The sequence below is a fragment of the Aeromonas veronii genome, assembly GCA_041319085.1.
In the GTDB taxonomy this organism is placed as follows: Bacteria; Pseudomonadota; Gammaproteobacteria; order Enterobacterales; family Aeromonadaceae; genus Aeromonas; species Aeromonas veronii_F.
The window spans coordinates 3,877,501-3,900,887 of record CP101033.1 but is presented as its reverse complement, the minus strand read 5'-3'; the positions used below and the strand labels follow the sequence as shown (position 1 = coordinate 3,900,887).

Here is a 23,387-nt window from a genome sequence, read left to right as displayed (position 1 = left end):
AGTATTTTGCTTAATCCTATCAGAGAAAAAACCCGCCAGATGGCGGGTTTTGTCACGATTAAGCAAGATGACCGGATTTAAACGGACAGTCTGCTGCGACTTAGACGGAGTAGTACAGTTCGAACTCCAGCGGGTGCGGGGTCATGCGCACACGGTCAACATCCTGCTGTTTCAGTTCCAGATAGGAGTTGATGAAGTCATCGCTGAACACTCCACCACGGGTCAGGAACTCGCGATCGCTATCCAGAGCGGACAGTGCTTCGTCCAGAGAACCGGCAACGGTCGGGACTTCTGCGGCTTCTTCCGGCGGCAGGTCATACAAGTTCTTGTCCATGGCATCGCCCGGATGGATCTTGTTGATGATACCGTCCAGACCGGCCATCAGCTGGGCTGCGAAGGCCAGGTACGGGTTGGCAGCCGGATCCGGGAAGCGCACTTCGATACGACGGGCTTTCGGGCTCGGTACCACCGGGATACGGATGGAGGCAGAGCGGTTGCGGGCAGAGTAAGCCAGCATGACCGGTGCTTCATAACCCGGAACCAGACGCTTGTAGGAGTTGGTGGTCGGGTTGGCGAAGGCGTTGATGGCCTTGGCGTGCTTGATGATACCGCCGATGTAGTGCAGAGCCATCTCGGACAGGCCGCCATACAGGTCGCCTGCGAACAGGTTGACGCCGTTCTTGGCCAGAGACTGGTGGCAGTGCATGCCGGAGCCGTTATCACCGAACATGGGTTTCGGCATGAAGGTGACGGTCTTGTTGTAGGCATGGGCCACGTTGTGGATCACGTACTTCAGCACCTGCACTTCATCCGCTTTCAGGGTGAGGGTGTTGAAACGGGTGGCGATCTCGTTCTGACCAGCAGTGGCCACTTCGTGGTGGTGAGCTTCAACGACCTGGCCCATCTCTTCCAGCACCAGGCACATGGCGGCGCGGATATCCTGAGAGGAGTCGACCGGCGCAACCGGGAAGTAACCGCCTTTCACGAACGGACGGTGACCCTTGTTGCCATGCTCATAGGCAGTGCCGGAGTTCCATGCGGCTTCTTCAGATTCGATTTTCACGAAGCTGTGACCCATGGTGTTGGAGAAAGTGATGTTGTCGAACATGAAGAATTCCGGCTCCGGCCCGAACAGCACGGTGTCAGCGATGCCGCTGGATTTCAGGAAATCTTCTGCACGCTTGGCGATGGAGCGCGGATCGCGGTCGTAGCCCTGCATGGTGGCAGGCTCCAGCACGTCACAAACGATGTTCAGCGTGGTCTCTTCGGTGAACGGGTCCAGCTTGGCGGAGGCAGCGTCCGGCATCAGTACCATGTCGGATTCGTTGATGCCTTTCCAGCCGCCGATGGAGGAACCATCGAACATCTTGCCGTCTTCGAAGAAATCTTCATCAACCTGGTGAGCAGGGATGGATACATGCTGCTCTTTACCCTTGGTGTCGGTAAAGCGCAGATCAACAAACTTGACTTCGTGTTCCTGGATCAGGGCCAAAACGTTCTGGGCTGACATGCTAAGTAACCTCCGGTGTTAAAACTCTCTGGGTGAATGCGTCGTCGTATTCACATAAGCCAGTATCGTGCCAAGTTTGTGACAGCTTGATTTCAGGGCAATCCCGCTGAAGAGGCTCCCCAAAATCAGGCGATCTCGACTCGTATTGCATCAATTTAGTGCAACCATGGATCGTTTTGGTGCACTGTGATGGTGCGCGAAATACGGTCACCGTCCATCTAAGCAGGGTTTGTCGGGGAGGTCTATGATCCAGATCCGTTGTTATGCGCGAATGTACTGCAATTCTGCTAGGCAGATCACAAAGGCAAGAGTACAATTAGCGCCCAATTTTACCCGGTGATTTGAGGCGAGAATGTTAGAGAATTTACGCAATATTGCGATTATTGCGCACGTTGACCACGGCAAAACGACTCTGGTTGATAAGCTGCTGCAGCAATCCGGTACTCTGGATCGCACCAGCGAAGGTCAGGAACGGATCATGGACTCCAATGATCTGGAACGGGAACGTGGCATCACCATTCTCGCCAAGAACACTGCGATCCGCTGGAACGACTACCGCATCAACATCGTTGATACCCCGGGTCACGCCGACTTCGGTGGTGAAGTTGAGCGCGTACTGTCCATGGTTGACTCCGTGCTGCTGCTGGTTGACGCCGTAGATGGCCCGATGCCGCAAACCCGTTTCGTGACCCAGAAAGCGTTCGCTCAGGGTCTGAAGCCGATCGTGGTCATCAACAAGATCGACCGTCCGGGTGCTCGTCCTGACTGGGTAATGGATCAGGTATTCGACCTGTTCGACAACCTGGGCGCGACTGACGAACAGCTGGATTTCAAAGTTGTTTACGCCTCTGCACTGAACGGTTGGGCCACCATGGATCAGGACGTCGAGTCCGAGAACATGGAGCCGCTGTTCCAGGCTATCGTTGACAACGTAGAAGCCCCGGCGGCGGATGCCGACGGTGGTTTCCAGATGCAGATCTCCCAGCTGGACTACAACTCCTACGTCGGTGTTATCGGTATCGGCCGTATCACCCGTGGTCGCGTCAAGACCAACCAGCAAGTCACCATCGTTGGTGCTGACGGCAAAACCCGTAACGGTAAAGTCGGCCAGGTGCTGGGTTACCTGGGCCTGTCCCGTACTGAAGTGACCGACGCGCAAGCGGGTGACATCATCGCCATCACCGGTCTGGGCGAGCTGAAAATCTCCGACACCATCTGTGACAACGGTGCTGTTGAAGCCCTGCCGCCGCTCTCCGTTGACGAGCCGACCGTGAACATGACCTTCCAGGTCAACACCTCACCGTTCGCCGGTAAAGAAGGCAAGTTCGTGACCTCCCGTAACATTCTGGAGCGTCTGAACCAGGAGCTGGTCCACAACGTGGCCCTGCGCGTGGAAGAGACGGATGATCCGGACAAGTTCCGCGTATCCGGTCGTGGTGAGCTGCACCTCTCCATCCTGATCGAAAACATGCGTCGCGAAGGTTACGAACTGGCTGTGTCCCGCCCGGAAGTCATCCTGCGTACCGTTGATGGCGTTCTGCAAGAACCGTTCGAAACCGTAACTGTGGACGTTGAAGAAGCGCACCAGGGTTCCGTGATGGAGCAACTGGGTCTGCGTAAGGGCGAAATGACCAACATGACGCCGGATGGCAAGGGTCGTGTCCGCCTGGACTTCATGATCCCGAGCCGTGGTCTGATCGGCTTCCAGACCGAGTTCATGACTATGACCTCCGGTACTGGTCTGCTGTACCACACCTTCGACCACTACGGTCCGCACAAGGGTGGCAGCATCGGCGAGCGTCAGAACGGCGTGCTGATCTCCAACGCTACCGGTAAGGCCCTGACCTACGCCCTGTTCGGTCTGCAAGACCGCGGTCGTCTGTTCATCGGTCACGCGACCGAAGTCTACGAAGGCCAGGTGATCGGTATTCACTCCCGTTCCAACGACCTGACTGTTAACTGCCTGAAAGGCAAGCAGCTGACCAACATGCGCGCCTCCGGTACCGACGAAGCTCAGGTTCTGACTCCGCCGATCCGCATGACTCTGGAGCAGGCTCTCGAGTTCATCGACAACGACGAACTGGTAGAAGTGACTCCGAAGAACATCCGTATCCGCAAGAAATTGCTGACTGAGCTGGATCGTAAGCGCTCTGGCCGTGGTTAATACCATGTGTTGAGTCTCGGCAGCCCTTGCGGCCGCTGACGGTTCACTGATAAACGGACCCAAACCTCTGGTTTGGGTCCGTTTTTTTAGGTTCTTCGCGGAAGCGTGGGGAAGAGTAAGTTGACAGACAGGGTTCGGGTAAACTGGTAGTCGCCAAACAACCGGACTCCCTTACCCTGCTGTCGCTATGCATCATATTGATTTTGCCTCGTTCTGGCCAGGTTACGACGTTTCTGTCCATCGCCGCTCTGCCACACAAATCACATTGGCTCTTGAGCCTCTCGCCAATCATCTACCGCTCTGTGGTCAGTGCCATCAACCCTGTCCACTCATCCATGACCGCCGAATGCGCACAGTTCGTGACCGTGACCTCCTTGAACTTCGCGTACATCTGCAAGTCCCCGTCCGTCGGGTTGACTGCCTGCGTTGTGGTCGGGTTTCTGAGCATATCGATTGGTTACCCCCAGCTCCCGGCTGACACAGCGATTGCTGCGCTGGGTAGAGGCCTTGCTTGAGTTGATGCCTATCAGTCATATCAGCCAGCTCACCGGACTGCACTGGCATACCATCAAGGCCATCGACAAGCGTCGGCTACAGGCCAGTGTTGGCACCTTTGAGCCCGGCTCGGTGCGGCGCCTGGTGATGGATGAATTCGCCCTGCATAAAGGCCACCGCTATGCCACAGTGATCATGGATGCTGAACGGACTCGCGTTTTGTGGGTGGTGCATGGCAACAGCCGAGAGGCTATTCGCCCCTTTTTCGAGCTGATGGGCGAACGATGCCAACAGATTGAAGCGGTGGCCATGGACATGAACTCCGCCTTCGATCTGGAAGTGAAACAGCACTGTCCACAGGCGGAGGTGGTGTATGACTTGTTCCATGTGGTGGCCGGTTATGGCCGCAAAGTGCTCGACCGAATTCGGGTGGATCAAGCCAATGCATTAAAGCATGACAAGCCGGCTCGCAAGGTCGTCAAGCTGGCGCGTTGGTTACTCCTGCGCAATCGAGAAAATCTCAAGGAAGACCAGGCGGTGAAATTACAAGAGCTATTGGAAGCCAATAAGCCCTTGGCGACAGCATATGTTCTCAAGGAGGCCCTGAAGGAAATCTGGTACGCCCCGAGTGTCAGGGAAGGTGTAAGCGTTCACCGACAGGGGCTTGACACACACAATTCGACAGGAATGGGGTAATCTGTTTTCTCGATGCAAGCACGAACAACTGCTCGCAACCACTCCTGAGGACAACGACCCAGTTTTTTGGCGGTCTCCACCAATGACAGGATGCGCTGGCGAAATTGTTCCCCTCGATGAGACCAAACGCCAAAGCTTCCCTTACGCCACAGCACATAACCGCGCAGGGCTCGCTCCGCCTCGTTGTTAGTCAAGGCGAGCTCATCATCGTTCATGAACCGCCACAGCATCTCGTCATCCCGGAGCAAGAGTTCACAGCGCCCACGGTAACGCTTGGTGCACCATAACGCTCCCAATTCCAACCGCTTGCGCCAGTTTTGCCTGTATCGCCTGAGCCTTCGCAGATAACGCTCTTTGCTCAGCAGACCGTTTTCCCATCGGTGCCTGGCCCTGAACACGCTGTCTGCCAGCAGGACCAGGCGGGCTCCGATTAGCTGATTAACGTCATCACTGCTATCGGCTATTGCGGCCACATTGCGCGCCACATGGGCCCAGCACAGCTGACGCTGACTGGCATCGATGAAGCGGTAACCGGCGTACTGATCTGTCACCAACACGCCATCGAGTTCAGAACCCAGCAACCGCTTGGCGGCATCCTGACCACGCCCGTAGGCGGTCATGAAGCAGACCGCAATCTTGCTCAGCGCCAACCACATCCAGCGCCGCTCGCCACCGCGCTGGTGCCGGGTCTCATCGGCATGGATATGGCTTGCCGACTGCACCTGCCGCTTGATGGCCTGGTGCGTGGGGGTGAGCATGGCGCTCACCCGGCCCTGCGCCTCGCTGATGGCACCGCGACTGAAGGTCAGGCCGAAGTGCTGTTTAAGCTGCTGCTGTATCTGGCTGATGCTCTGATGGAACTGGCCACTTTGCAGGGCAATGTAACTGAGTAAATGGGTGCCCATCTGGCAGCTGCTGATCGTCTCGGGCAGCTCAGCCTGGGCACTGGTCACGCAGTGAGTGCAGGTGCCCCGAAACAGCCGATGCTCAGTGACGAAGTAGCTTACCTCGGGCAGTTCAAACACCTGATGCACGCGGTAGGGTTTGGCATGAGGCAAGACGTTGCCACCGCAACAGAGGCACTCCGACGCCGGATAGTGAGCCGTTGTCGTCAGCCGGGCATCATGGGGATGCAGTTCGCGCCGGCTCCCCTTGTGGCCGGGCTGTGCCCCCGCTTCTTGCCAGAAGCAGGCCGTTTGCGCTCAGAGCGTGGGGCCGCTGCGCCATCGCTGGATGGCGGCTTGGATGAATTGCCGCTGTGTTGATTAAGGCGATCCTCCAGCTCGGCAATACGGTCGAGTAGCTTGTAAATCAGCTCATTGGCCTGCTCCAGCGTGAGCGGCAATCCTGGTGGAGGCGTGTTGTTCCTGTTCATGAAGACAAGGTTGCCTGATGGGCAGGATCAAACAAGAAGCAAATGTGGATCAAGAGACGATCGTATCATTATTTGCCTGTCAATACCCTGCGGGTGAACAGTTACGGGAAGGTTGGCGACGATGGAAGGCCTGGATGCGACAAGCGAAGGAAAGTGGCCTGGAGCCCTTAGAGCGTTTTGCCAAAAACCTTCGCCGTTACACCCGGGGGATTTTGGCCAGCGCAATCTTTCCCATGCACACCAGCCTGCTGGAGGGCGTGAATAATCGGATCAAGGTGATCAAACGCATGGCTTATGGATTTCGGGACTCAGAATACTTTTTCCTGAAAATCAAGGCCGCCTTCCCCGGAAAGACGCGATGAACCTTTTTTTATGCTTGTGATCCGCTCTGGCCATCCTGATGAGCTCGTTCAGGCCATCAGCAATGGATGATGAGTGGGCTGATAAGCGGCGAACGAAAGTTGTGGGGATGAGTGAGATAAAAAAGCCGCAGCGGGTGAACGCTGCGGCTTTTTGCTGGCATGCAGTAAGGGGTTACTGGCGCCAGAAGGAGGGGAAGAAGAGCACTGCGACCGTCAGGATCTCCAGTCGTCCCAGCAGCATGCCGAATGACAGCAGCCATTTGGCCGATTCCGGCAGGCTGGCAAAGTTGGTGCTGGGGCCGACCACCGGGCCCATGCCCGGGCCGACGTTGGCCACGGCGGTGATGGAGCTGGATATGGCCGTCAGGGGGTCAAGCCCGATGGCGCCCAGCAGTGCGGCTATCACCAGAATGATGGCGAAGTAGGCCAGTACGAAGGAGATCATCGAGCGGATGATGGCGTCATTGACCGTCCGGCCGTTGTACTTCTGGGGAAATACGGCAGAAGGGTGCATCAGCTGGCGCATCTGCTTTCTGAACAGGGCAAACGCCACCTGTACCCGGAAGATCTTGAGGCCGCCCGCAGTGGAGCCTGAGCAGGCCCCAAGAGCCAGCAGTACGATGAAGACGATGCTGGCGAGCGGCCCCCAGGTGCCGAAGTCACCAAGGCCGTAGCCGGTGGTGGTGAGCACCGAGACGATGTTGAAGCAGCTGATGCGCAGGGCATCCCAGAAGCCGAACAGGTCTCTCTCCCACAGATAGAAGGTCATGATGACGGTGACCCACACCACCAGCCAGAAGAAGCCGCGCACCTGGGCATCCTTGAAAAGGCTGTTGTCCCTGTGGTTGAGGCTTTGCACATAGAGCAAGAAGGGCAGGCCGCCGAGGAACATGAACAGGGTGCCAATCCAGTGGGCCGAGTTGGAGAAGTGGGACATGGATTGATCGGAGGTGGAGTAGCCGCCGGTACTGAGAGTGGTCATGGCGTGGTTGATCGCCTCGAACATGTTCATGCCGCTGGCCCAGTAGGCCATGAAACAGAGCATGGAGAGCACCAGATAGACCACGACGATGTTGTTGGCCACCGTCTTGGCTCGTGGCGCGCTTTTGTCTGACCAGTCCGAGCTCTCGGTCTGGAACAGCTTCATGCCGCCGACGTTGAGGTAGGGCAGCACCGCCACCGCCATCACGATAAAGCCGACCCCGCCCAGCCACTGCAGGATGGATCGCCACAACAGGATGCTGTGGGCCATGTTGTCGAGGCCGGAGAGCACGGTCGATCCCGTGGTGGTCACCCCAGACATGGTCTCGAAATAGGCATCGGTGAAGTTGATGTGGGTGATGAAAACAAAAGGCAGCGCACCGAAGGCGCAGGCCACCACCCAGACCGAGGTGGTGAGCAGGAACATCTCCCGCACCCCCAGATGAAATACTGCCTTGCGGCCATAGTGGAGGCAGAGCAGGGCGGCGCCGTGGGTGATCAGCACGGACTTGAGAAATGCGACAAAGCCCTCTGACCCGGTCAGTAGTGCCAGCAAGGTGGGCAGCCACATGAAGAGCGCCAGCTTGGAGAGCACCAGCCCGAGGGTGAAGATAATGGGACGCAGCTTGATCATGTTCGATAACCTGGTCGTTGATTAACAAAAGACCCGACCCCTCCCCTTGGGGGAGCTGAGCCGGGTCTGGTTTGACAGCCTGTGCGCATGAAGACGTTACAGGAAGAAGGGGCTTGGTTGGAACAGCCGCTCCACTTCCGGGATGTACTTCTTGTCCACCAGGAACATGACCACGTGGTCATCCTGCTGGATCTTGGTGCGATCGTGGGCGATCAGCACCTCATCCCCGCGCACCACGGCGCCGATGGTGGTGCCCGGCGGCAGCTTGAGCTCGCCCACCGTCTTGCCGACCACCTTGGAGGTGTTCTCGTCGCCGTGGGCGATCGCCTCGATCGCCTCGGCCGCACCGCGGCGCAGGCTGTAGACGTTGGCGATATCGGCCCGACGCACGTGGGTCAACAGCGCCGAGATGGTGGCCTGCTGCGGCGAGATGGCGATATCGATAGAACCACCCTGCACCAGATCCACGTAGGCGCCGCGCTGGATCAGCACCATGGTCTTCTTGGCGCCCATCTTCTTGGCGAGCAGCGCCGACATGATGTTGGCCTCGTCCTCGTTGGTCACGGCGATGAAGACGTCGATCTGATCGATGTGCTCCTCGGCCAGCAACTCCTGATCCGCCGCATCGCCGCAGAAGACGATGGTGTTCTCCAGCAGTTCGGAGAGCTGCTCCGCCCGCTTCTGGTTGCGCTCGATAAGCTTGACGCTGTAGCGCTTCTCCAGCTGGCGGGCGAGGCCGGCGCCGATGTTGCCGCCACCGACGATCATGATGCGGCGATAGGGGCTCTCGAGGCGCTGCAGCTCAGACATCACGGCGCGAATATGACCCGCGGCGGCGACGAAGAAGACCTCGTCATCCGCTTCGATGATGGTGGTGCCTTGCGGACGGATCGGACGGCCCTGACGGAAGATGGCCGCAACCCGGGTTTCGATGTTGGGCATGTGCTCGCGCAGAGTGGAGAGGGCATTGCCTACCAGCGGGCCACCGTAGTAGGCCTTGACCGCGACCAGACCGACACGACCACCTGCAAAATCAACTACCTGCAGGGCGCCCGGATATTCGATCAAACGACGCACATAGTCGGTCACCAGCTGCTCCGGCGCGATCAGGTGATCCACCGGCACCGATTCCGGCAGGAACAGGCGATCCCGCTCGGTCAGATAGGCGGGCGAGCGGATCCGCGCCACCTTGTTCGGGGTGTTGAACAGGGAGTAGGCGACCTGACAGGCGATCATGTTGGTCTCGTCACTGTTGGTGACGGCGACCAGCATGTCGGCATCCTGGGCCCCCGCTTCGCGCAGCACCCTGGGGTGGGCGCCGTGACCATTGACCACCCGCAGGTCAAACTTGTCCTGCAGCTCGCGCAGCCGTTCGCTGTCGGTATCGACGATGGTGATGTCGTTGTTCTCCCCGGCCAGGTTCTCGGCCAGGGTGCCGCCGACCTGGCCGGCTCCCAAAATGATGATCTTCATAGGGAACGTCTACTCACGTTGATGCAGTAAAGGGGCGTGCCGCCAGCATGGCGGCTACCCCGGGAGAAGCTGGCCAGACTCACAGCTTGACCAGTTTGGCGTAGTAGAAGCCATCCATCTCGGCTTCACCCGGCAGGAACTGGCGACCCGGGCAGTCCGGGGTGTCCTGTTCGTGCAATGGCACCAATTTGGCATCTTTGGTCGCCGCAAGGAAGGCGCGGATCTGCTCGCGGTTCTCTTCCGGCAATACGGAGCAGGTGGCGTAGAGCAGGGTGCCGCCGCTTTTCAGCTTGCCCCAGAGGGCATTGAGAATGCGACGCTGCAGCTCGGCCAGCTCGCGAATGTCCTGATCACGGCGCAGCCACTTGATGTCGGGATGGCGGCGGATCACGCCGGTGGCGGAGCAGGGGGCATCCAGCAGGATGCGATCGAACTGACCCTCCGGCCACCACTGTTCCGGTGCCGCCGCATCGCCGTGGATCACCTTGGCGATCAGGCCGATGCGGTCCAGGTTCTCCTGCACCCGCTTGAGGCGGTTTTCGTCAGCATCGACGGCGACCACGCCAGCCAGCTTGGGCTGACGTTCCAGCAGGTGGGCGGTCTTGCCGCCGGGGGCCGCGCAGGCATCCAGCACCCATTCACCCGGTTGTGGGTCGAGCAGCGCCGCAGCCTGTTGTGCTGCACCATCCTGTACCGAGCAGTCACCGACCTCGAAGCCGGGCAGCTTGGTTACATCGCAAGGACGCTCCAGCAGGATGCAATCCTCGCCCTCTTCACCGGCCACGGCATTGATGCCAACGTCGGCCATGCGAGCCAGCATGGCATCGCGGCTCTGGCGCTGGCTGTTGTTGCGGATCCACATGGGGGGACGCTGGTTGTTCGCCTCCATGATGAATTCCCACTCATCCGGATAGGCCTGACGCAGGCGCTTGGTGAGCCACTCCGGATGACCGAGGCGAATGCTGGGAACGCGGTCGATACGCAGCAGAATCACTTCGGCGCTGCGCTGGAAGTTGCGCAGCACGCCGTTGATGAGGCCACGCAGGGAGGTGCCCTTGAGCAGTTTGACGGCGTTGACGGTCTCGGCCACCGCGGCGTGAGCCGGAATGCGGGTGTAGATGAGCTGATAGAGACCGACCAAAATCAGATAGTGGAAAATGCGGCTCTTGTTCTTGAGCGGCTTGTCCATCATCTCGTTGACTGCCGCATCGAGGCGGGGCAGCCAGCGCAGGGTGCCATAGCAGAGTTCTTGCAGGAGAGCGCGATCGCGGGGCGCAACCTTCTCCTGGGCAGCAGGCAGAACAGCGGAGAGGGATTGACCCTGATCCAGCACCTGTTGAATAACGAGAGCGGCCTGTGCACGTGTTTTCATAGCGTTACCTTAGATGCGCAAGTCGGGGCCTGGGCCCCGCTTGTGTCAATTCAATCCAGTTCAATTCAATTGCGTGCCGGGTTCAAACCAGTCGCGGCGAGAGTTGAGCAGATCCGTCACGGACATCGCCTTCTTGCCAGGCGGTTGCAGGGTCAGCAGGCGCAGTACCCCTTTGCCGGTAGCGATGTCGATCCCCTGTTTGTCGGCCTTGAGCAGGGTGCCGGCGGGTTGGCCGTGGTCACTGTCCACCACTGCGGCTTGCCATACCTTGATGGTCTGGTCAGCCACGTCAAACCAGCTGATGGGCCAGGGGTTGAATGAGCGGATGCAGCGTTCGATGGCAACAGCCTCCATCGACCAGTCGATGCGGGCCTCTTCCTTGGAGAGCTTTTCGGCATAGTTTGCCTGCGCATCATCTTGCGCCTCGGCAGCGGTTTCTCCGGCGGCCATGGCTTTGATGGTGTCGACCAGTGCCTGCGGGCCCAGCTCGGCCAGCTTGTCATAGAGGCTGGCGGAGGTGTCGTCGGCGGCGATGGGACAGCTCACCTTGCGGATCATGGCGCCGGTATCCAGCCCCACATCCATCTGCATGATGGTGACGCCGGTTTCGCTATCGCCTGCCCAGATGGCGCGCTGGATCGGCGCTGCGCCGCGCCAGCGGGGCAGCAGGGAGCCGTGGACGTTGATACAACCCAGACGCGGGGTATCGAGCACCACCTTGGGCAGGATCAGGCCATAGGCCACCACGACCATCAGGTCGGCGCCAAGGGCGGCCAGTTCGGCCTGCGCCTCTTCCTTGCGCAGGGAGGCGGGCTGGTAAACCGGCAGATTGTGGCTCAGGGCCAGCTCTTTGACCGGGCTGGCAGTGAGCTTCTGACCACGACCGGCGGGCTTGTCCGGCTGGGTATAAACGGCAACGACCTCGTGGTCGGAAGACAACAACGCCGCCAGGTGACGGGCGGCGAAGTCGGGAGTACCGGCAAAAATCAGTTTCAGCTTATTCAATGGGGCAGATCCTCAGAGGACTTTGCGATCTTCACGGGCCATCTTTTCCAGCTTCTGGCGAATGCGCTGGCGCTTGAGCGGGGACAGGTAATCCACAAACAGCTTGCCGACCAGATGATCCATCTCATGCTGGATGCAGATGGCGAGCAGATCGTCGGCTTCCAGCTCGAACGGCTTGCCGTTACGATCCAGCGCGCGGATTTTGACCTGTTCGGCGCGCGGCACCAGAGCACGACTGCCGGGCACGGAGAGGCAACCCTCTTCGATGCCGGTGCTGCCGCACTGCTCGATGATCTCCGGATTGATCAATACCAGAGGATCTTCACGGTTTTCAGAGACATCGATCACTATGATGCGCTGGTGAATGTCGACCTGAGTTGCGGCGAGGCCAATGCCTTCCTCCGCGTACATGGTTTCGAACATATCATCTACAATATGTTGTAACTCGGGTGTAAAGGTCTCGACAGGGGCTGCAACGGTGCGCAGACGTTCATCGGGAAAACGCAATACATCTAGAATGGCCATAGTTTTTTCTTTAGTTTCGTATAAATGCAGTCAATATTGGCGTAATTCTAGTCATTTACGCCGACAAAAAACAGCAACACTTTGCGTGCAGAAGTAACAGGGAGTGTTATGCATCTGAAGCAAACCATCCTCGCCTGCCTGCTGGTGACCGTGAGCCACTCCGCTCTGGCCGACCAGCTAAGGCTGAAAGCGGGTTATCCTGAAAGTTATGTGGTGCAAAAAGGCGACACCTTGTGGGATATCTCCGGCAAATATCTGGCAGAGCCTTGGCTGTGGCCCCGGCTCTGGAACATCAATCCACAGATTGCCAATCCTCACTGGATCTACCCCGGTGATGTGCTGCATCTGAGCTGGGTCAATGGGGAACCTCGACTCGGCAAGGCGATGCAGGGGGGCAAGCAAGTCATCCGTCTCGGCCCAAAAACCCGTTACGAGAACAAGGCCAACCCCATTCCGACCCTGCCTATCAGCGAGATCGGGCCCTTCTTGCAAACCGACCATATTCTGGCTGACAGTCAGCAGCAGAAAACCCTGCCTTATCTGCTGGGTTCGGATCAGAAACATATCGGCATGCTGGAGGGGGACACCCTCTATGTACAGGGCTCCCTGACGCCGGGCCAGATGTATGGCATCTATCATCCCGGAGTGGTCTACAAGGATCGTGAAACCGGTGAACAGCTGGGCCAGGAGGCGATCTTTGCCGGTGTGGTACGGGCCGTGGCACGTCTTGATGGCGATCGGACCGAAGTCACACTGACTCACAACCAGCGGGAGGTGCTGCAGGGCGACAAGGTGATGCCGCTGCCCGCTCAGGAGAACATGCCCGCCGTCTTCACACCGAAGGCGGCACCTGCTATCACGCCGGGCTATATCATCGATTTGCCAAACAAGACCCGGGGCGGTGGCAAGTTTGATGTGGTGCTGCTCAACCGGGGTGGCCGTGATCAACTGGTCGCCGGGGATGTGCTGGATGTCAGGCGGCCCGGTGCTGCCTTGGTGACCAAAAATGGCGATGTGCAGTACAAGGAGCTCTCATCGGTCTACAACAGGGTGTTTTACAGCAGCAACAAGAAGGCACCACTGCCCTCTGAAGCGATTGCCCGTGTCATGTTGTTCAAGGTGTATGACAAGGTGAGTTACGGTCTCATCATGCAGAGTAACGACATGGTGAGCTCGGGTTATCAGGTCACTCACTTCTGACGTGAACTACCCCGACGCGCGTTTGGCGCTCTGGCTAACCCTTGATGCGGTCACCGGTATTGGTCCGGTGACCGCATCGCGTTTGTTGGCGCGAGTCGGGGGAAGTATTGAAGCTCTGTTCCAGAGCGATGAAACGCAACTGCATGGTATGGGGCTGTCGTCAGAGCAGATAAGGCAACTGCGCTGGCCCTCGCCGGTGGTTGAGCAGAGCCTGGCTTGGGCCGCTTTACCTGGCAACGTCCTTATTACGCAAGATCACCCTGTTTACCCCTCTTTGCTGCGGGAGATCCCCGCGGCCCCCTTGTTGCTTTACTGCCGTGGCGATCTTGCCGCCTTGTCATTGCCCCAGCTGGCAATGGTAGGGACACGCCATCCCACCTATGCCGGCAAAGACAATGCCTCTCGCCTCAGTGCTGAACTGGTTGCCTGTGGGTTGGCTATTACCTCGGGCCTTGCGCTTGGCATCGATGGTGTTTGCCATCTGCAGGCGTTGGCTGCTGGCGGCATTACTCTCGCCGTGCTGGGATCGGGGCTCGATAGTCTCTACCCCAAGCGCCATCAGGGGCTGGCTGGCCAGATTCTGGAAAAGGGTGGGTTGCTTATATCCGAGTTGGCGCCGGATAAAGGGCCGCTGGCTGAACATTTTCCTCGTCGCAACCGTATTATCAGTGGTCTGTCGCTGGGAACGCTGGTGGTGGAGGCGACCGAGCAGAGCGGTTCGCTGATCACCGCTCGCTATGCGCTTGAACAGGGACGCGAAGTGTTTGCGGTACCCGGCGCCCCGCAAAATGCCCAAGCGATAGGGTGCAACAGATTAATTCAGCAGGGGGCCAAACTTGTGCTGAGTGCGGCCGATATAGTGGACGAGCTGCCAGAGTGGGTCGTACGGCCACATCCGTCGGTCACACCATCTGAGCAACCGCATATTAGCGAATTGCCTTATGCCGATTTGTTGGATAACGTAGATTATGAGACCACGAGCGTGGATACCGTTGCCGAGCGGGCCCAGCTTCCTGTCGAAGTAGTATTGGGCAGGTTGGTAGAGCTGGAGCTGGCCGGTGCAGTGATGGCGGTAGCCGGTGGATACGTCAGAGCGAGGAGGGCGAATCATGTTTGATGTATTGATGTACCTTTTCGAGACCTACATCCACAGCGATGCAGATGTGATGGTCGAGCAGGATGAGCTCACCGACGAGTTGAGCCGGGCCGGTTTCAATAAAGAAGAGATCGACAAGGCGCTCGACTGGCTGGAGCGACTGGCCAATCTGCACGATAGCGAGCGGGAGGTCTATGTCACCGCCAGCGCGCAAGGCTCGATGCGTATCTATGCCCCGCAAGAGCTGGCTCGTCTGAGTACTGAGTGCCGCGGCTTCCTGCTGTTTCTGGAACAGGCCCAGGTGCTGAATGCAGAAACCCGCGAGATCTGTATCGAGCGTCTGCTCGAGCTGGACAAGCCGGATATCGAGCTGGATGACCTGAAGTGGGTCGTCATGATGGTGCTGTTCAACGTACCGGGCAGTGAAAATGCCTACCAGCAGATGGAAGAGCTGGTGTTTGATGAGTCAGACGGCGTCATTCACTGACAGTCCGGTGCCGCGCTGGTAGAATTCAGACCATCTGGATTTCAAGGCGCGGCCCATGTCAAAGATCGATCATCATCTCTTTTCAGCCCACGAACATGCCTTCGAGCGCGAGCCGTGCCCGCAGTGCGGGGCCGAGCTGGTGATCCGCCAGGGCAAACATGGTCCCTTTCTCGGCTGTTCTGCCTATCCCGCCTGTGATTACATCCGTTCCCTGACGCCATCCGGTCGCGACATCGAAAAGGTGCTCGAAGGCTCTGCCTGTCCCGATTGCGGACAGCCGCTGGCGATCAAGAAGGGGCGTTACGGTCTGTTTGTCGGTTGTACCCAGTATCCGGCCTGCCAGCACATCGAATCTCTGCAGGAGAGCGACGATACCCAGATCCTCTGTCCCGAGTGTGGCAAGGGCCATCTGGTGAGCCGTACCTCTCGCTACGGCAAACAGTTTTACTCTTGTGATGGCTATCCCCATTGCAAATATGTGGTGAACGACAAACCGATCCCCATGCCTTGTCCCGCGTGTGGCTGGGGCATCATGGTCGAGAAAAAAGTGAGGGGAACGCTGCGTTGGGTTTGTCCGCAAAAGAAATGCGGCCACCAAAGTGAGCAGGTATAATCCCGCCGCCGCAACCGGATTGAAACGTTTTCGGTGAACTTCAACCCCCCACTTGGAGTAAGGAAATTCCCACCATGAATAAACCCTTTGTTGCCGTATTGATGGGCTCTGATTCTGATTTCCCCGTGATGCAGACCACCCTCGAGGTGCTCAAGTCATTTGATATCGCAGTGGAAGTCAAAGTCACCTCCGCGCACCGCACGCCGGCTGCGACCCATCAGTATGTGACCGATGCCGAGGCCCGTGGCTGCAAGGTCTTTATCTGTGCTGCCGGTCTGGCGGCGCATCTGGCGGGTGCCGTAGCTGGTATCACGACTCGTCCCGTGATCGGGGTGCCTATCGATGGTGGCCCGCTCAAGGGGCTGGATGCGCTGCTCTCCACCGTGCAGATGCCCGGTGGTGTACCGGTAGCGACCGTGGCGATCGGCAAGGCCGGTGCCAAGAACGCAGGTTATCTGGCAGCCCAGATGCTGGCAGTAGCCGATGATGAACTGGCAGCCAAGGTTCGGGCCGAACGCCAGAAGAATGCCGAAGAGGTGATGGCCAAGGATGCCGCCCTGCAGGCTCAACTCAAGTAAGTGAACGGGTGGTGATCCGGACGTGTCGTATTTTCTGTGCTACAGCAACACGTCACTTCGCCATGATCGCCGCCATATCGGTTCAACTTGCTTCTAAGTGACGAGGCGGCAGCCTGGCTGCCGCATTTTTCCTATGCCAAATGAATTTGAACAGGCGGTTGCCGCCCTCCGGCAGGAAGGGGTGATCGCTTATGCAACCGAGGCCGTGTTTGGTCTGGGTTGTGATCCCGACTCTGAAGTTGCGGTGCAGCGACTGCTGGCCATCAAGCAGCGTCCGGTGGAGAAGGGGTTGATCCTGATTGCTGCCGACGTAGAGCAATTGCAGGATTACATCGACCTGAGCCAGCTTGGCAGTGAGCAACTGGCTCGGGTTGAAGCCAGCTGGCCCGGCCCCTTTACCTGGATCATGCCTGCCAAGCCTGATACTCCCTCATGGCTGACCGGGCAGTTCGAGACCCTGGCGGTGCGCGTGACGGCCCATCCTCAGGTGCAGGCGTTGTGCCGCGCCTTTGGCAAGCCGCTGGTCTCTACCAGCGCCAACCTGACCGGTGAGGAGCCTGCCCGTCGGGTGGCTGATATCGGTGAGCGGTTGGCAAGCAAGCTGGCCTATATCCTGCCCGGTGAAGTGGGTGGGCAAGCCAACCCATCCGAGATCAAGGACGCCCGTACCGGCGCCATTATTCGCCCCTCCTGAGCGGGCGGATATATCATGATTTGCCATCAACCCGCTGAGTGGTGAGCTCACCGGATTGATTTAACTATAAAAATGGACAGGGCGTTCACGATCCTGCCTGACTGGAGACAAGATGAGCAAACCGGATGTGGCCCAGGTCAAGGCCTTCCTGTTGCAGTTGCAGGACGAGATCTGCCGTGGTCTGGAGCAGGCAGACGGCAGTGGACACTTTGTGGAAGATGCCTGGAGCCGTGAAGGCGGCGGCGGTGGTCGCACCCGCGTATTGCGCCACGGCGCGGTGATTGAGCAGGGCGGTGTCAATTTCTCCCATGTCTATGGCGATGCCATGCCTGCCTCTGCGACGGCCCATCGGCCCGAGTTGGCGGGTCGCCAGTTCGAGGCGATGGGCGTGTCGCTGGTGATCCATCCGCACAACCCCTATGCGCCGACCAGCCACGCCAACGTCCGTTTCTTCATCGCCGAGAAAGAGGGTGAAGATCCAATCTGGTGGTTTGGCGGTGGCTTCGATTTGACGCCCTTCTACCCGTTTGCCGAGGATGTGCAGCACTGGCATCAGGTCTCCCGTGATCTCTGCCAGCCATTTGGTGATGAGATCTACCCCGAGTTCAAATCCTGGTGCGATCGCTACTTCTTCCTCAAGCACCGCAACGAGACGCGAGGGGTGGGCGGTCTCTTCTTCGACGATCTGAATCGCTGGCCCTTTGCCGACTGCTTTGCCTTTATGCAGGCGGTGGGTCGGGGTTATCTCGATGCCTACCTGCCGATCATCGAACGACGCAAAGTACTGGCCTATGGCGAGCGGGAGCGGGAGTTCCAGCTCTATCGTCGCGGTCGTTATGTGGAGTTCAATCTGGTGTATGACCGGGGCACCCTGTTCGGGTTGCAGACCGGTGGACGTACCGAGTCGATCCTGATGTCGATGCCACCGCTGGCACGCTGGGAGTATGACTGGCAGCCGGAGGCGGGCACTCCTGAGGCCTTGCTCTACACCGACTACCTCACGCCGCGAGAGTGGTTGTGACCCGAGGGGCCATGATGGCCCCTCTTTACTGGCCGATATTCGGCTTGTCCCCGAGTGCGAAAACCCGTTAAATCGGAATATTGCCCTCTGATGGAACTCTTTGATGGATCGTTATCTGGTTTTTGGCCACCCGGTGCGCCACAGCAAGTCCCCCTTCATTCACACCCTGTTTGCCAGACAGACCCAGCAAGAGCTGGAGTATGGACTGGCTGAACCCGCCGTCGACGAGTTTGCCCAAACTCTGCGTGCCTTCTTTGCCCAAGGGGGCAAGGGATGCAATATCACAGTTCCCTTCAAGGAGCAGGCATTCACTCTGGTCGATCGCTTGAGCCCAAGGGCCAAGCGGGCTGGCGCGGTCAACACCATCAAGCTGACCGATGATGGCGTGTTGCTGGGGGATAATACCGATGGTGCCGGGCTGGTAGCCGATCTCAAGTCCCATGGTGTGACGCTGGCGGATAGCCGGATCCTGCTGCTGGGTGCCGGTGGCGCGGCTCGTGGTGCATTGGCGCCGCTGCTGGCTGAGCTGCCGAGCGAGCTGGTGATTGCCAACCGCACGCACGCCAAAGCGCAGCAGCTGGCTGCCGAATTCCACGATCTGGGGCCCGTGACCGCCCAGACCTATGAGCAGCTGGCTGGGCCGTTCGATCTCGTCATCAATTCGACTTCTGCCAGCCTGCAAGGGGAGCTGCCGCCGTTGTCACCCGCTCTGATCCACGCCGATATTGCCATCTACGACATGATGTATGGCGCCACGGATACGGCGTTTATCGGTTGGGCCAAACAGCATGGGGCCCGGCAGACCATGGATGGACTCGGCATGCTGGTGGAACAGGCTGCCGAAGCGTTTGCCGTGTGGCGCGGAATTCGTCCCGGGACTAAACAGGTATTGAGAGAGTTGAAGCGTAACTTGGGGGTGATATGAACCAGGGTATTCTGTTTCCCGACCTGATGGAGTGGCAGGCTGACGAACAGCGGGTGCGCTTTCCCGCTCAGCAGATGGGGGCGCTGATTGATTGTTACATCAGCCAGCTGCGACTGGAGAGAATGACCGGCCTGGCGCTGACGAGGGAGGATGACATCGTCAGAGCCTTTGAAAGCGTGCGCTTTGACATAGAAGATCTGGCTGAAAAACTCATTGAAGAACAAGAGTTTGCTGAGGATGGTGCTATCTACCTCTGATTTTTTTAAGTTTTTTTGTTTTGTAGCGGAACTATTTTGAAATAGCGCTGACTAACCATGTAGTTGAGGAAGTGCTAGCTAGTCACCTTTATAACTCCCCGGTATTCGTACTGGGGATTTTTTTATCTGTATGAAAATAAAAGATTTTTTCTTAATCTGTAAGTGCTGAAACTAAATTACATAAATTACTTTCACTTTCTGCTGCTTTGCTGTACAGTTGTCTGCGTAGGGTACAGAGGTAAGATGTTCTATCTTTCAGACCTTTTATTTCACGTAATTGAATGTGGCTGAATAGCTGCCCCGATGAGGTTCTCGTCGGGGTGTTTTTTTATGTGTGCCATTTAGAGTAAATGCTTTAAATTGGCGATGCATTTGATAGAATGAGGCTGCTTCTTGAGGAATACCTGTCGTCTGGTACTCAAGATTCAGCTTCTTCCCAATTTTTTGAACTTATTCTTTCTGGCTGGATGGCATCACTGTCGTCCGGCCTCATTTTTATCCCTTCCGGTTAGGCTCTGTAATTAAATTTCATTTTTGTCTCTTTTTGTAATTCTGGTTCGTTTTGAAAGAACGGATTTGAAAACGCTATCAACATCTTCTCAAGTTAATTGTTAGTGTGAATTAATGGCCTATCTATATGAACTGTAAGCGGTAATGGATATAGCAGGGGAGCCGAATGCGGGGTGTTTGTCGTGAGGTAGGTGAAAGCGGCAATCTGAAACCCTTTCAATCAGCGGAGGAGTGCTCCGCCAATTGCAAGGAGAGCGAGGAGTGGGTTACTCCTCGACAGGTTGCTGTTCGTCAGCGTCCAGCAGGTCGGTATCGTCACCACTGACGTACCATTCGGTCAGGGTTTGCGCCAGCTTCTCCACCCCGATATGGGTGAGGGAGGAGAACGCTTCAACCTGGATCTGGGAACCAAGGTTGGCAACGGCCTGGCGCACCTTGATCACCTGGTTGTTGCGCGGGCCCGGACTCAGTTTATCCGCCTTGGTCAGCAATAACATGACGGGCAACTGACGGTGTGAGCTCCACTCCAGCATGTTCATGTCGGTATCTTTGAGCGGGTGACGGATGTCCATCAGGATCACCAGACCTTTCAATGACTCACGGCGCTGTAGATACTCTGCCAGTGACTTTTGCCACTTGAGCTTCATTTCCAGCGGAACTTGCGCATAACCATAACCCGGCAAGTCGACCAGACGCTTGCCTGGTTCCAGTTCAAACAGGTTGATCAGCTGGGTACGACCGGGTGTCTTACTGGTGCGCGCCAGGTTCTTGTGTTTGGTTAAGGTGTTCAATGCAGATGACTTACCGGCGTTGGAACGGCCGGCAAACGCGATCTCGACACCCCCATCATTTGGCAGGTGACGGATGTCGGGTGCGCTGGTCACAAAATGCACCTTATTGAAATTCAGAGTTTGTGTATCCAACGTAAATTCCCCATGGAGATAGAGGGTTATAGAGTTACTTTTTTGTAAAATGGTGTAAAATAGCGTCGCTTAAACGCGTTTATTTTAACATGCCTTCAGCGGCATGGGATCTGGAAGCCTAATAACGAAAAGTTGGAACGCCATGAAGAACCTAGTCATTACTCTTGCTCTGATGGTTGGCGTAACGGGGATGGCACAAGCCAAGGGCGATGCCGCTGCGGGACAGACCAAGGCTGCCGTGTGTGCGGCTTGTCATGGACCGGACGGAAACAGCCTGGTTGATATGTACCCCAAGATTGCTGGTCAGCACGCATCATATATCAAAAAGCAGTTAGTTGAACTGAAGGCTGCCGCTTCTGGTCAAATTGGCCGGGTTGCGCCAGTGATGGGGCCGATGGCGTTACCTTTGTCGGAACAGGACATGGATGACCTGGCGGCTTATTTCTCCGGCCTGAAGGTTAGCCCGATCGCGGTCCCTGACGACGTAGTCGAAGCGGGCAAGGCCCTCTATATGGGCGGTGACATGAGTCGCGGTCTGGCCGCCTGTACGGCTTGTCATGGTCCCCGTGGCTCGGGTGTCGAACAGGCGAAGTATCCAAGCCTGTCCGGCCAGCATCCTGCCTATATCAAGGCTCAGCTCACCGCATTCCGTGCCGGGACGCGTGACAACGATCCGAATGGCATGATGCGGGACGTTGCCAAGAAACTGACTGATCAGGATATCGAAGCCCTCTCCAAATATGTGGCGGGTCTGCACTGATATAGTCGATACGGTCGATTCGAGTTGAAACGGGGAGCTTGGGCTCCCCGTTGTTTTTATGGCTTTCAGATAATTCTCGGTTTAATCCCTCCGTTCTGTAAGAGATTTTCCATTCTCAAGGCAGGTCAAGGCTTATGTAATTGCAAAAAATATGAAATTATCATTATTTATCAATTGTTTACTTTGGTTTTGATGCTTTTGGATATGTTGAGAATGTTTTGGGTGGATTGAGCCGATTCATAGAGTTGATACAGTTGGCTTAATGGATTCACCCACGGCTTGGGTGGCGGTTTCACGCCGACAGGGTGTTGTGAGCAGAGGATGGCTGGCGTGGCGGGATGCCATGGGCTCGGATGAGCTGGCAAAGGATTGAAGGATCAGGATGGTGACCATCTCCGGAGCGGGATGGGGTTGCGGGATGCAAACTCCCCGGCACGATGGCAGGATGCGGTCGCGACGGGTCAAACAGGCACACGCAGATTCAGGAACGACCAATATAAGGTCAGGATGACCACACAACGATATGCTGCGGCGACAAGTTGTCACGGAGAGGACGAAACAGATTGTTTTGCCATTCAGGATGGCACCCGCATGAACATATCAAGGCAGCTTCGGCTGCCTTTTTTCTTTTGGGTCATTAACCCGATTAGCCATTCTGTGTCAAAATACCAGCAACATGCCCAGAGGATACCGATCCTGCGGTGTTCAGTGGCCTGATTAGGCCGGATTGGTGCGGATCCTGCTCTTGTTCCAGCCTTACTGTTCCTCGCATCGTATCCCACCGGGTGAGATCATCCCGGGTACGGGTCAAACCAGTTATTTTTCGGAGTTAGCCATTCATGTCTGCCAAACAACCCACTCGCAAGCCTACTGGCAAGCGCAAAGAATCTGATGTCAGTGCTCAGGAAGGTCGTGAGCGTAAACGGGCTGCCAAGCGCAAGGGCCTGAAGGCTGGTTCTCGTCAGCAAGTTGAACAATCGAACAACAAGTCTGGCAACAGCCAGTCCAAAGATCCGCGTATCGGTTCCCGCAAGCCGGTGGTACTGGTGGTGGATGACAAACAGAAGAAGCCGGCAGCACCCAAGGTGGTGAAAGAGAAGAAGCTGGTGATGACGCCCGAGCAGGAGCTGGCTTCCATCGAAAACGATGACCGTTTGAATGATTTGCTGGATCGTCTGGATGCCGGTGAAACCCTGGAAGCGGCCGAGCAGGCCTGGGTTGATCAGCGCGTCGACCGTTATCAGGAGCTGATGGATGAGCTGGGCATCATCGACAACGACGATGATGAAGATGACGAGCTGCCGTTTGATGATGGCGATGACGCCGAGTTCGACGAGCAGAAACCAGCCTCCGAAGAGGAGTTGTGGGACCGTTTCAACCAGGTCGATTTCAAGCCGGAACCCAAGCCTGAGCCGAAGAAAAAGTGATGAGTGGATGGATGCTGGCCGCCCTGTTGGGCGGCCTGATTTTGTCAGGATTGGCCATCTACGCAGGCATGCTGCTGGCCAGACTGAGGCGACAGCAAGCGATGCAGTGGCAATCGATAACCGCTCGCAACGAGCGGATTCTCGATAGCGTGCGGGTCATTGCCCATGCGGTGCAGGAGGGGCAGTGCGATTACTCCGAAGGTGCCATTCGGCTGACCAACCTGCTGGATGCGTTGCAGATCAAGGGTGGGCGGGCGTTCGTTGCCGAGTTCCCGGGTCTGTACGGGCTGTATGAGAAGGTGAA

The 23,387-nt window shown here is 57.4% G+C and carries 20 protein-coding genes and 3 pseudogenes (1 of these 23 running past the window's edge); 15 read left to right on the top strand and 8 right to left on the bottom strand.

Annotated elements, in window-relative coordinates; all coding sequences use genetic code 11:
- Positions 1-100: 100 nt before the first annotated feature.
- Positions 101-1,510, bottom strand: coding sequence for a glutamate--ammonia ligase (gene glnA, locus NMD14_18590; protein XEI32677.1), 1,410 nt, complete (start codon positions 1,508-1,510; stop codon positions 101-103).
- Positions 1,511-1,862: 352 nt separating this feature from the next.
- Between glnA and typA the strand changes: the two genes are divergently transcribed.
- Together typA and NMD14_18580 are read left to right on the top strand one after the other, a co-directional pair.
- Positions 1,863-3,674, top strand: coding sequence for a translational GTPase TypA (gene typA / locus NMD14_18585; GenBank protein XEI32676.1), 1,812 nt, complete (start codon positions 1,863-1,865; stop codon positions 3,672-3,674).
- A 187-nt stretch (positions 3,675-3,861) separates the two neighbouring features.
- A pseudogene (locus NMD14_18580) lies at positions 3,862-4,811 on the top strand (ISL3 family transposase).
- A gap of 8 nt (positions 4,812-4,819) precedes the next feature.
- On the opposite strand, the pseudogene NMD14_18575 reads toward NMD14_18580, so the two are convergent.
- Positions 4,820-6,240: pseudogene (locus tag NMD14_18575) on the bottom strand (IS66 family transposase).
- 107 nt (positions 6,241-6,347) lie between these two features.
- Between NMD14_18575 and NMD14_18570 the strand changes: the two are divergent.
- Positions 6,348-6,602, top strand: a pseudogene (locus tag NMD14_18570) (transposase).
- Between the two features lie 172 nt (positions 6,603-6,774).
- Here the strand turns inward: NMD14_18570 and NMD14_18565 are convergent.
- The 5 genes from NMD14_18565 to def all read right to left on the bottom strand — a co-directional run bounded on the left by NMD14_18565 (position 6,775) and on the right by def (position 12,592).
- Complete coding sequence (locus NMD14_18565) at positions 6,775-8,217, bottom strand: TrkH family potassium uptake protein (protein XEI32675.1); 1,443 nt, start codon at positions 8,215-8,217, stop codon at positions 6,775-6,777.
- Between the two features lie 96 nt (positions 8,218-8,313).
- Positions 8,314-9,690, bottom strand: a complete 1,377-nt coding sequence (gene trkA, locus NMD14_18560; GenBank protein ID XEI32674.1) for a Trk system potassium transporter TrkA — start codon at positions 9,688-9,690, stop codon at positions 8,314-8,316.
- 79 nt (positions 9,691-9,769) lie between these two features.
- A complete protein-coding gene (rsmB, locus tag NMD14_18555) occupies positions 9,770-11,062 on the bottom strand; it encodes a 16S rRNA (cytosine(967)-C(5))-methyltransferase RsmB (protein XEI32673.1) in 1,293 nt (430 codons plus the stop codon).
- A 60-nt stretch (positions 11,063-11,122) separates the two neighbouring features.
- Positions 11,123-12,067 (bottom strand): methionyl-tRNA formyltransferase, encoded by a 945-nt coding sequence (gene fmt / locus NMD14_18550; GenBank protein XEI32672.1) that lies wholly within the window; start codon positions 12,065-12,067, stop codon positions 11,123-11,125.
- A gap of 12 nt (positions 12,068-12,079) precedes the next feature.
- The gene (gene def / locus NMD14_18545; protein XEI32671.1) at positions 12,080-12,592 is read right to left on the bottom strand and encodes a peptide deformylase; all 513 of its coding nucleotides are present in this window, start codon (positions 12,590-12,592) and stop codon (positions 12,080-12,082) included.
- Between the two features lie 108 nt (positions 12,593-12,700).
- On the opposite strand from def, the gene NMD14_18540 reads away from it, so the two are divergent.
- The 9 genes from NMD14_18540 to NMD14_18500 all read left to right on the top strand — a co-directional run bounded on the left by NMD14_18540 (position 12,701) and on the right by NMD14_18500 (position 19,463).
- Positions 12,701-13,792: a LysM peptidoglycan-binding domain-containing protein gene (locus NMD14_18540; protein XEI32670.1), complete on the top strand. Its 1,092-nt coding sequence runs from the start codon at positions 12,701-12,703 to the stop codon at positions 13,790-13,792.
- Between the two features lies 1 nt (position 13,793).
- Complete coding sequence (gene dprA, locus NMD14_18535; GenBank protein ID XEI32669.1) at positions 13,794-14,909, top strand: DNA-processing protein DprA; 1,116 nt, start codon at positions 13,794-13,796, stop codon at positions 14,907-14,909.
- Positions 14,902-15,375, top strand: coding sequence for a DUF494 family protein (locus NMD14_18530; GenBank protein ID XEI32668.1), 474 nt, complete (start codon positions 14,902-14,904; stop codon positions 15,373-15,375). Before dprA ends, NMD14_18530 begins: the two co-directional genes overlap by 8 nt.
- Positions 15,376-15,430: 55 nt before the next feature.
- The gene (locus tag NMD14_18525; protein XEI32667.1) at positions 15,431-15,988 is read left to right on the top strand and encodes a topoisomerase DNA-binding C4 zinc finger domain-containing protein; all 558 of its coding nucleotides are present in this window, start codon (positions 15,431-15,433) and stop codon (positions 15,986-15,988) included.
- Between the two features lie 74 nt (positions 15,989-16,062).
- Complete coding sequence (purE, locus tag NMD14_18520) at positions 16,063-16,566, top strand: 5-(carboxyamino)imidazole ribonucleotide mutase (GenBank protein ID XEI32666.1); 504 nt, start codon at positions 16,063-16,065, stop codon at positions 16,564-16,566.
- Positions 16,567-16,699: 133 nt separating this feature from the next.
- Positions 16,700-17,260, top strand: coding sequence for an L-threonylcarbamoyladenylate synthase (locus NMD14_18515; protein XEI32665.1), 561 nt, complete (start codon positions 16,700-16,702; stop codon positions 17,258-17,260).
- Positions 17,261-17,372: 112 nt separating this feature from the next.
- Positions 17,373-18,281 (top strand): oxygen-dependent coproporphyrinogen oxidase, encoded by a 909-nt coding sequence (hemF, locus tag NMD14_18510; protein ID XEI32664.1) that lies wholly within the window; start codon positions 17,373-17,375, stop codon positions 18,279-18,281.
- Between the two features lie 103 nt (positions 18,282-18,384).
- The gene (gene aroE, locus NMD14_18505) at positions 18,385-19,206 is read left to right on the top strand and encodes a shikimate dehydrogenase (protein ID XEI32663.1); all 822 of its coding nucleotides are present in this window, start codon (positions 18,385-18,387) and stop codon (positions 19,204-19,206) included.
- Positions 19,203-19,463 (top strand): DUF1488 domain-containing protein, encoded by a 261-nt coding sequence (locus NMD14_18500; protein XEI32662.1) that lies wholly within the window; start codon positions 19,203-19,205, stop codon positions 19,461-19,463. Before aroE ends, NMD14_18500 begins: the two co-directional genes overlap by 4 nt.
- A gap of 776 nt (positions 19,464-20,239) precedes the next feature.
- On the opposite strand, the gene yihA is transcribed toward NMD14_18500, so the two are convergent.
- A complete protein-coding gene (gene yihA, locus NMD14_18495; GenBank protein XEI32661.1) occupies positions 20,240-20,896 on the bottom strand; it encodes a ribosome biogenesis GTP-binding protein YihA/YsxC in 657 nt (218 codons plus the stop codon).
- Positions 20,897-21,038: 142 nt separating this feature from the next.
- Between yihA and NMD14_18490 the strand changes: the two genes are divergently transcribed.
- The 3 genes from NMD14_18490 to NMD14_18480 all read left to right on the top strand — a co-directional run.
- Positions 21,039-21,656 (top strand): cytochrome c4, encoded by a 618-nt coding sequence (locus NMD14_18490; protein ID XEI32660.1) that lies wholly within the window; start codon positions 21,039-21,041, stop codon positions 21,654-21,656.
- Positions 21,657-22,495: 839 nt separating this feature from the next.
- Complete coding sequence (gene yihI, locus NMD14_18485) at positions 22,496-23,083, top strand: Der GTPase-activating protein YihI (protein XEI32659.1); 588 nt, start codon at positions 22,496-22,498, stop codon at positions 23,081-23,083.
- Between the two features lie 11 nt (positions 23,084-23,094).
- Positions 23,095-23,387 carry the 5' portion of a DUF2489 domain-containing protein gene (locus NMD14_18480; GenBank protein ID XEI34800.1) on the top strand. 148 nt of this gene lie beyond the right edge of the window, so 293 of the gene's 441 nt are visible here — the first part of the coding sequence; the start codon lies at positions 23,095-23,097; the stop codon falls past the right edge of the window.

What these genes read in the sequence shown, in the direction of transcription:
- glnA (XEI32677.1), bottom strand. Translation starts at nt 1,510, where the DNA reads ATGTCAGCCCAGAACGTTTTGGCCCTGATCCAGGAACACGAAGTCAAG.
- typA (XEI32676.1), top strand. Translation starts at nt 1,863, where the DNA reads ATGTTAGAGAATTTACGCAATATTGCGATTATTGCGCACGTTGACCAC.
- NMD14_18565 (XEI32675.1), bottom strand. Translation starts at nt 8,217, where the DNA reads ATGATCAAGCTGCGTCCCATTATCTTCACCCTCGGGCTGGTGCTCTCC.
- trkA (XEI32674.1), bottom strand. Translation starts at nt 9,690, where the DNA reads ATGAAGATCATCATTTTGGGAGCCGGCCAGGTCGGCGGCACCCTGGCC.
- rsmB (XEI32673.1), bottom strand. Translation starts at nt 11,062, where the DNA reads ATGAAAACACGTGCACAGGCCGCTCTCGTTATTCAACAGGTGCTGGAT.
- def (XEI32671.1), bottom strand. Translation starts at nt 12,592, where the DNA reads ATGGCCATTCTAGATGTATTGCGTTTTCCCGATGAACGTCTGCGCACC.
- NMD14_18540 (XEI32670.1), top strand. Translation starts at nt 12,701, where the DNA reads ATGCATCTGAAGCAAACCATCCTCGCCTGCCTGCTGGTGACCGTGAGC.
- NMD14_18530 (XEI32668.1), top strand. Translation starts at nt 14,902, where the DNA reads ATGTTTGATGTATTGATGTACCTTTTCGAGACCTACATCCACAGCGAT.
- NMD14_18525 (XEI32667.1), top strand. Translation starts at nt 15,431, where the DNA reads ATGTCAAAGATCGATCATCATCTCTTTTCAGCCCACGAACATGCCTTC.
- purE (XEI32666.1), top strand. Translation starts at nt 16,063, where the DNA reads ATGAATAAACCCTTTGTTGCCGTATTGATGGGCTCTGATTCTGATTTC.
- NMD14_18515 (XEI32665.1), top strand. Translation starts at nt 16,700, where the DNA reads ATGCCAAATGAATTTGAACAGGCGGTTGCCGCCCTCCGGCAGGAAGGG.
- hemF (XEI32664.1), top strand. Translation starts at nt 17,373, where the DNA reads ATGAGCAAACCGGATGTGGCCCAGGTCAAGGCCTTCCTGTTGCAGTTG.
- aroE (XEI32663.1), top strand. Translation starts at nt 18,385, where the DNA reads ATGGATCGTTATCTGGTTTTTGGCCACCCGGTGCGCCACAGCAAGTCC.
- NMD14_18500 (XEI32662.1), top strand. Translation starts at nt 19,203, where the DNA reads ATGAACCAGGGTATTCTGTTTCCCGACCTGATGGAGTGGCAGGCTGAC.
- NMD14_18490 (XEI32660.1), top strand. Translation starts at nt 21,039, where the DNA reads ATGAAGAACCTAGTCATTACTCTTGCTCTGATGGTTGGCGTAACGGGG.
- yihI (XEI32659.1), top strand. Translation starts at nt 22,496, where the DNA reads ATGTCTGCCAAACAACCCACTCGCAAGCCTACTGGCAAGCGCAAAGAA.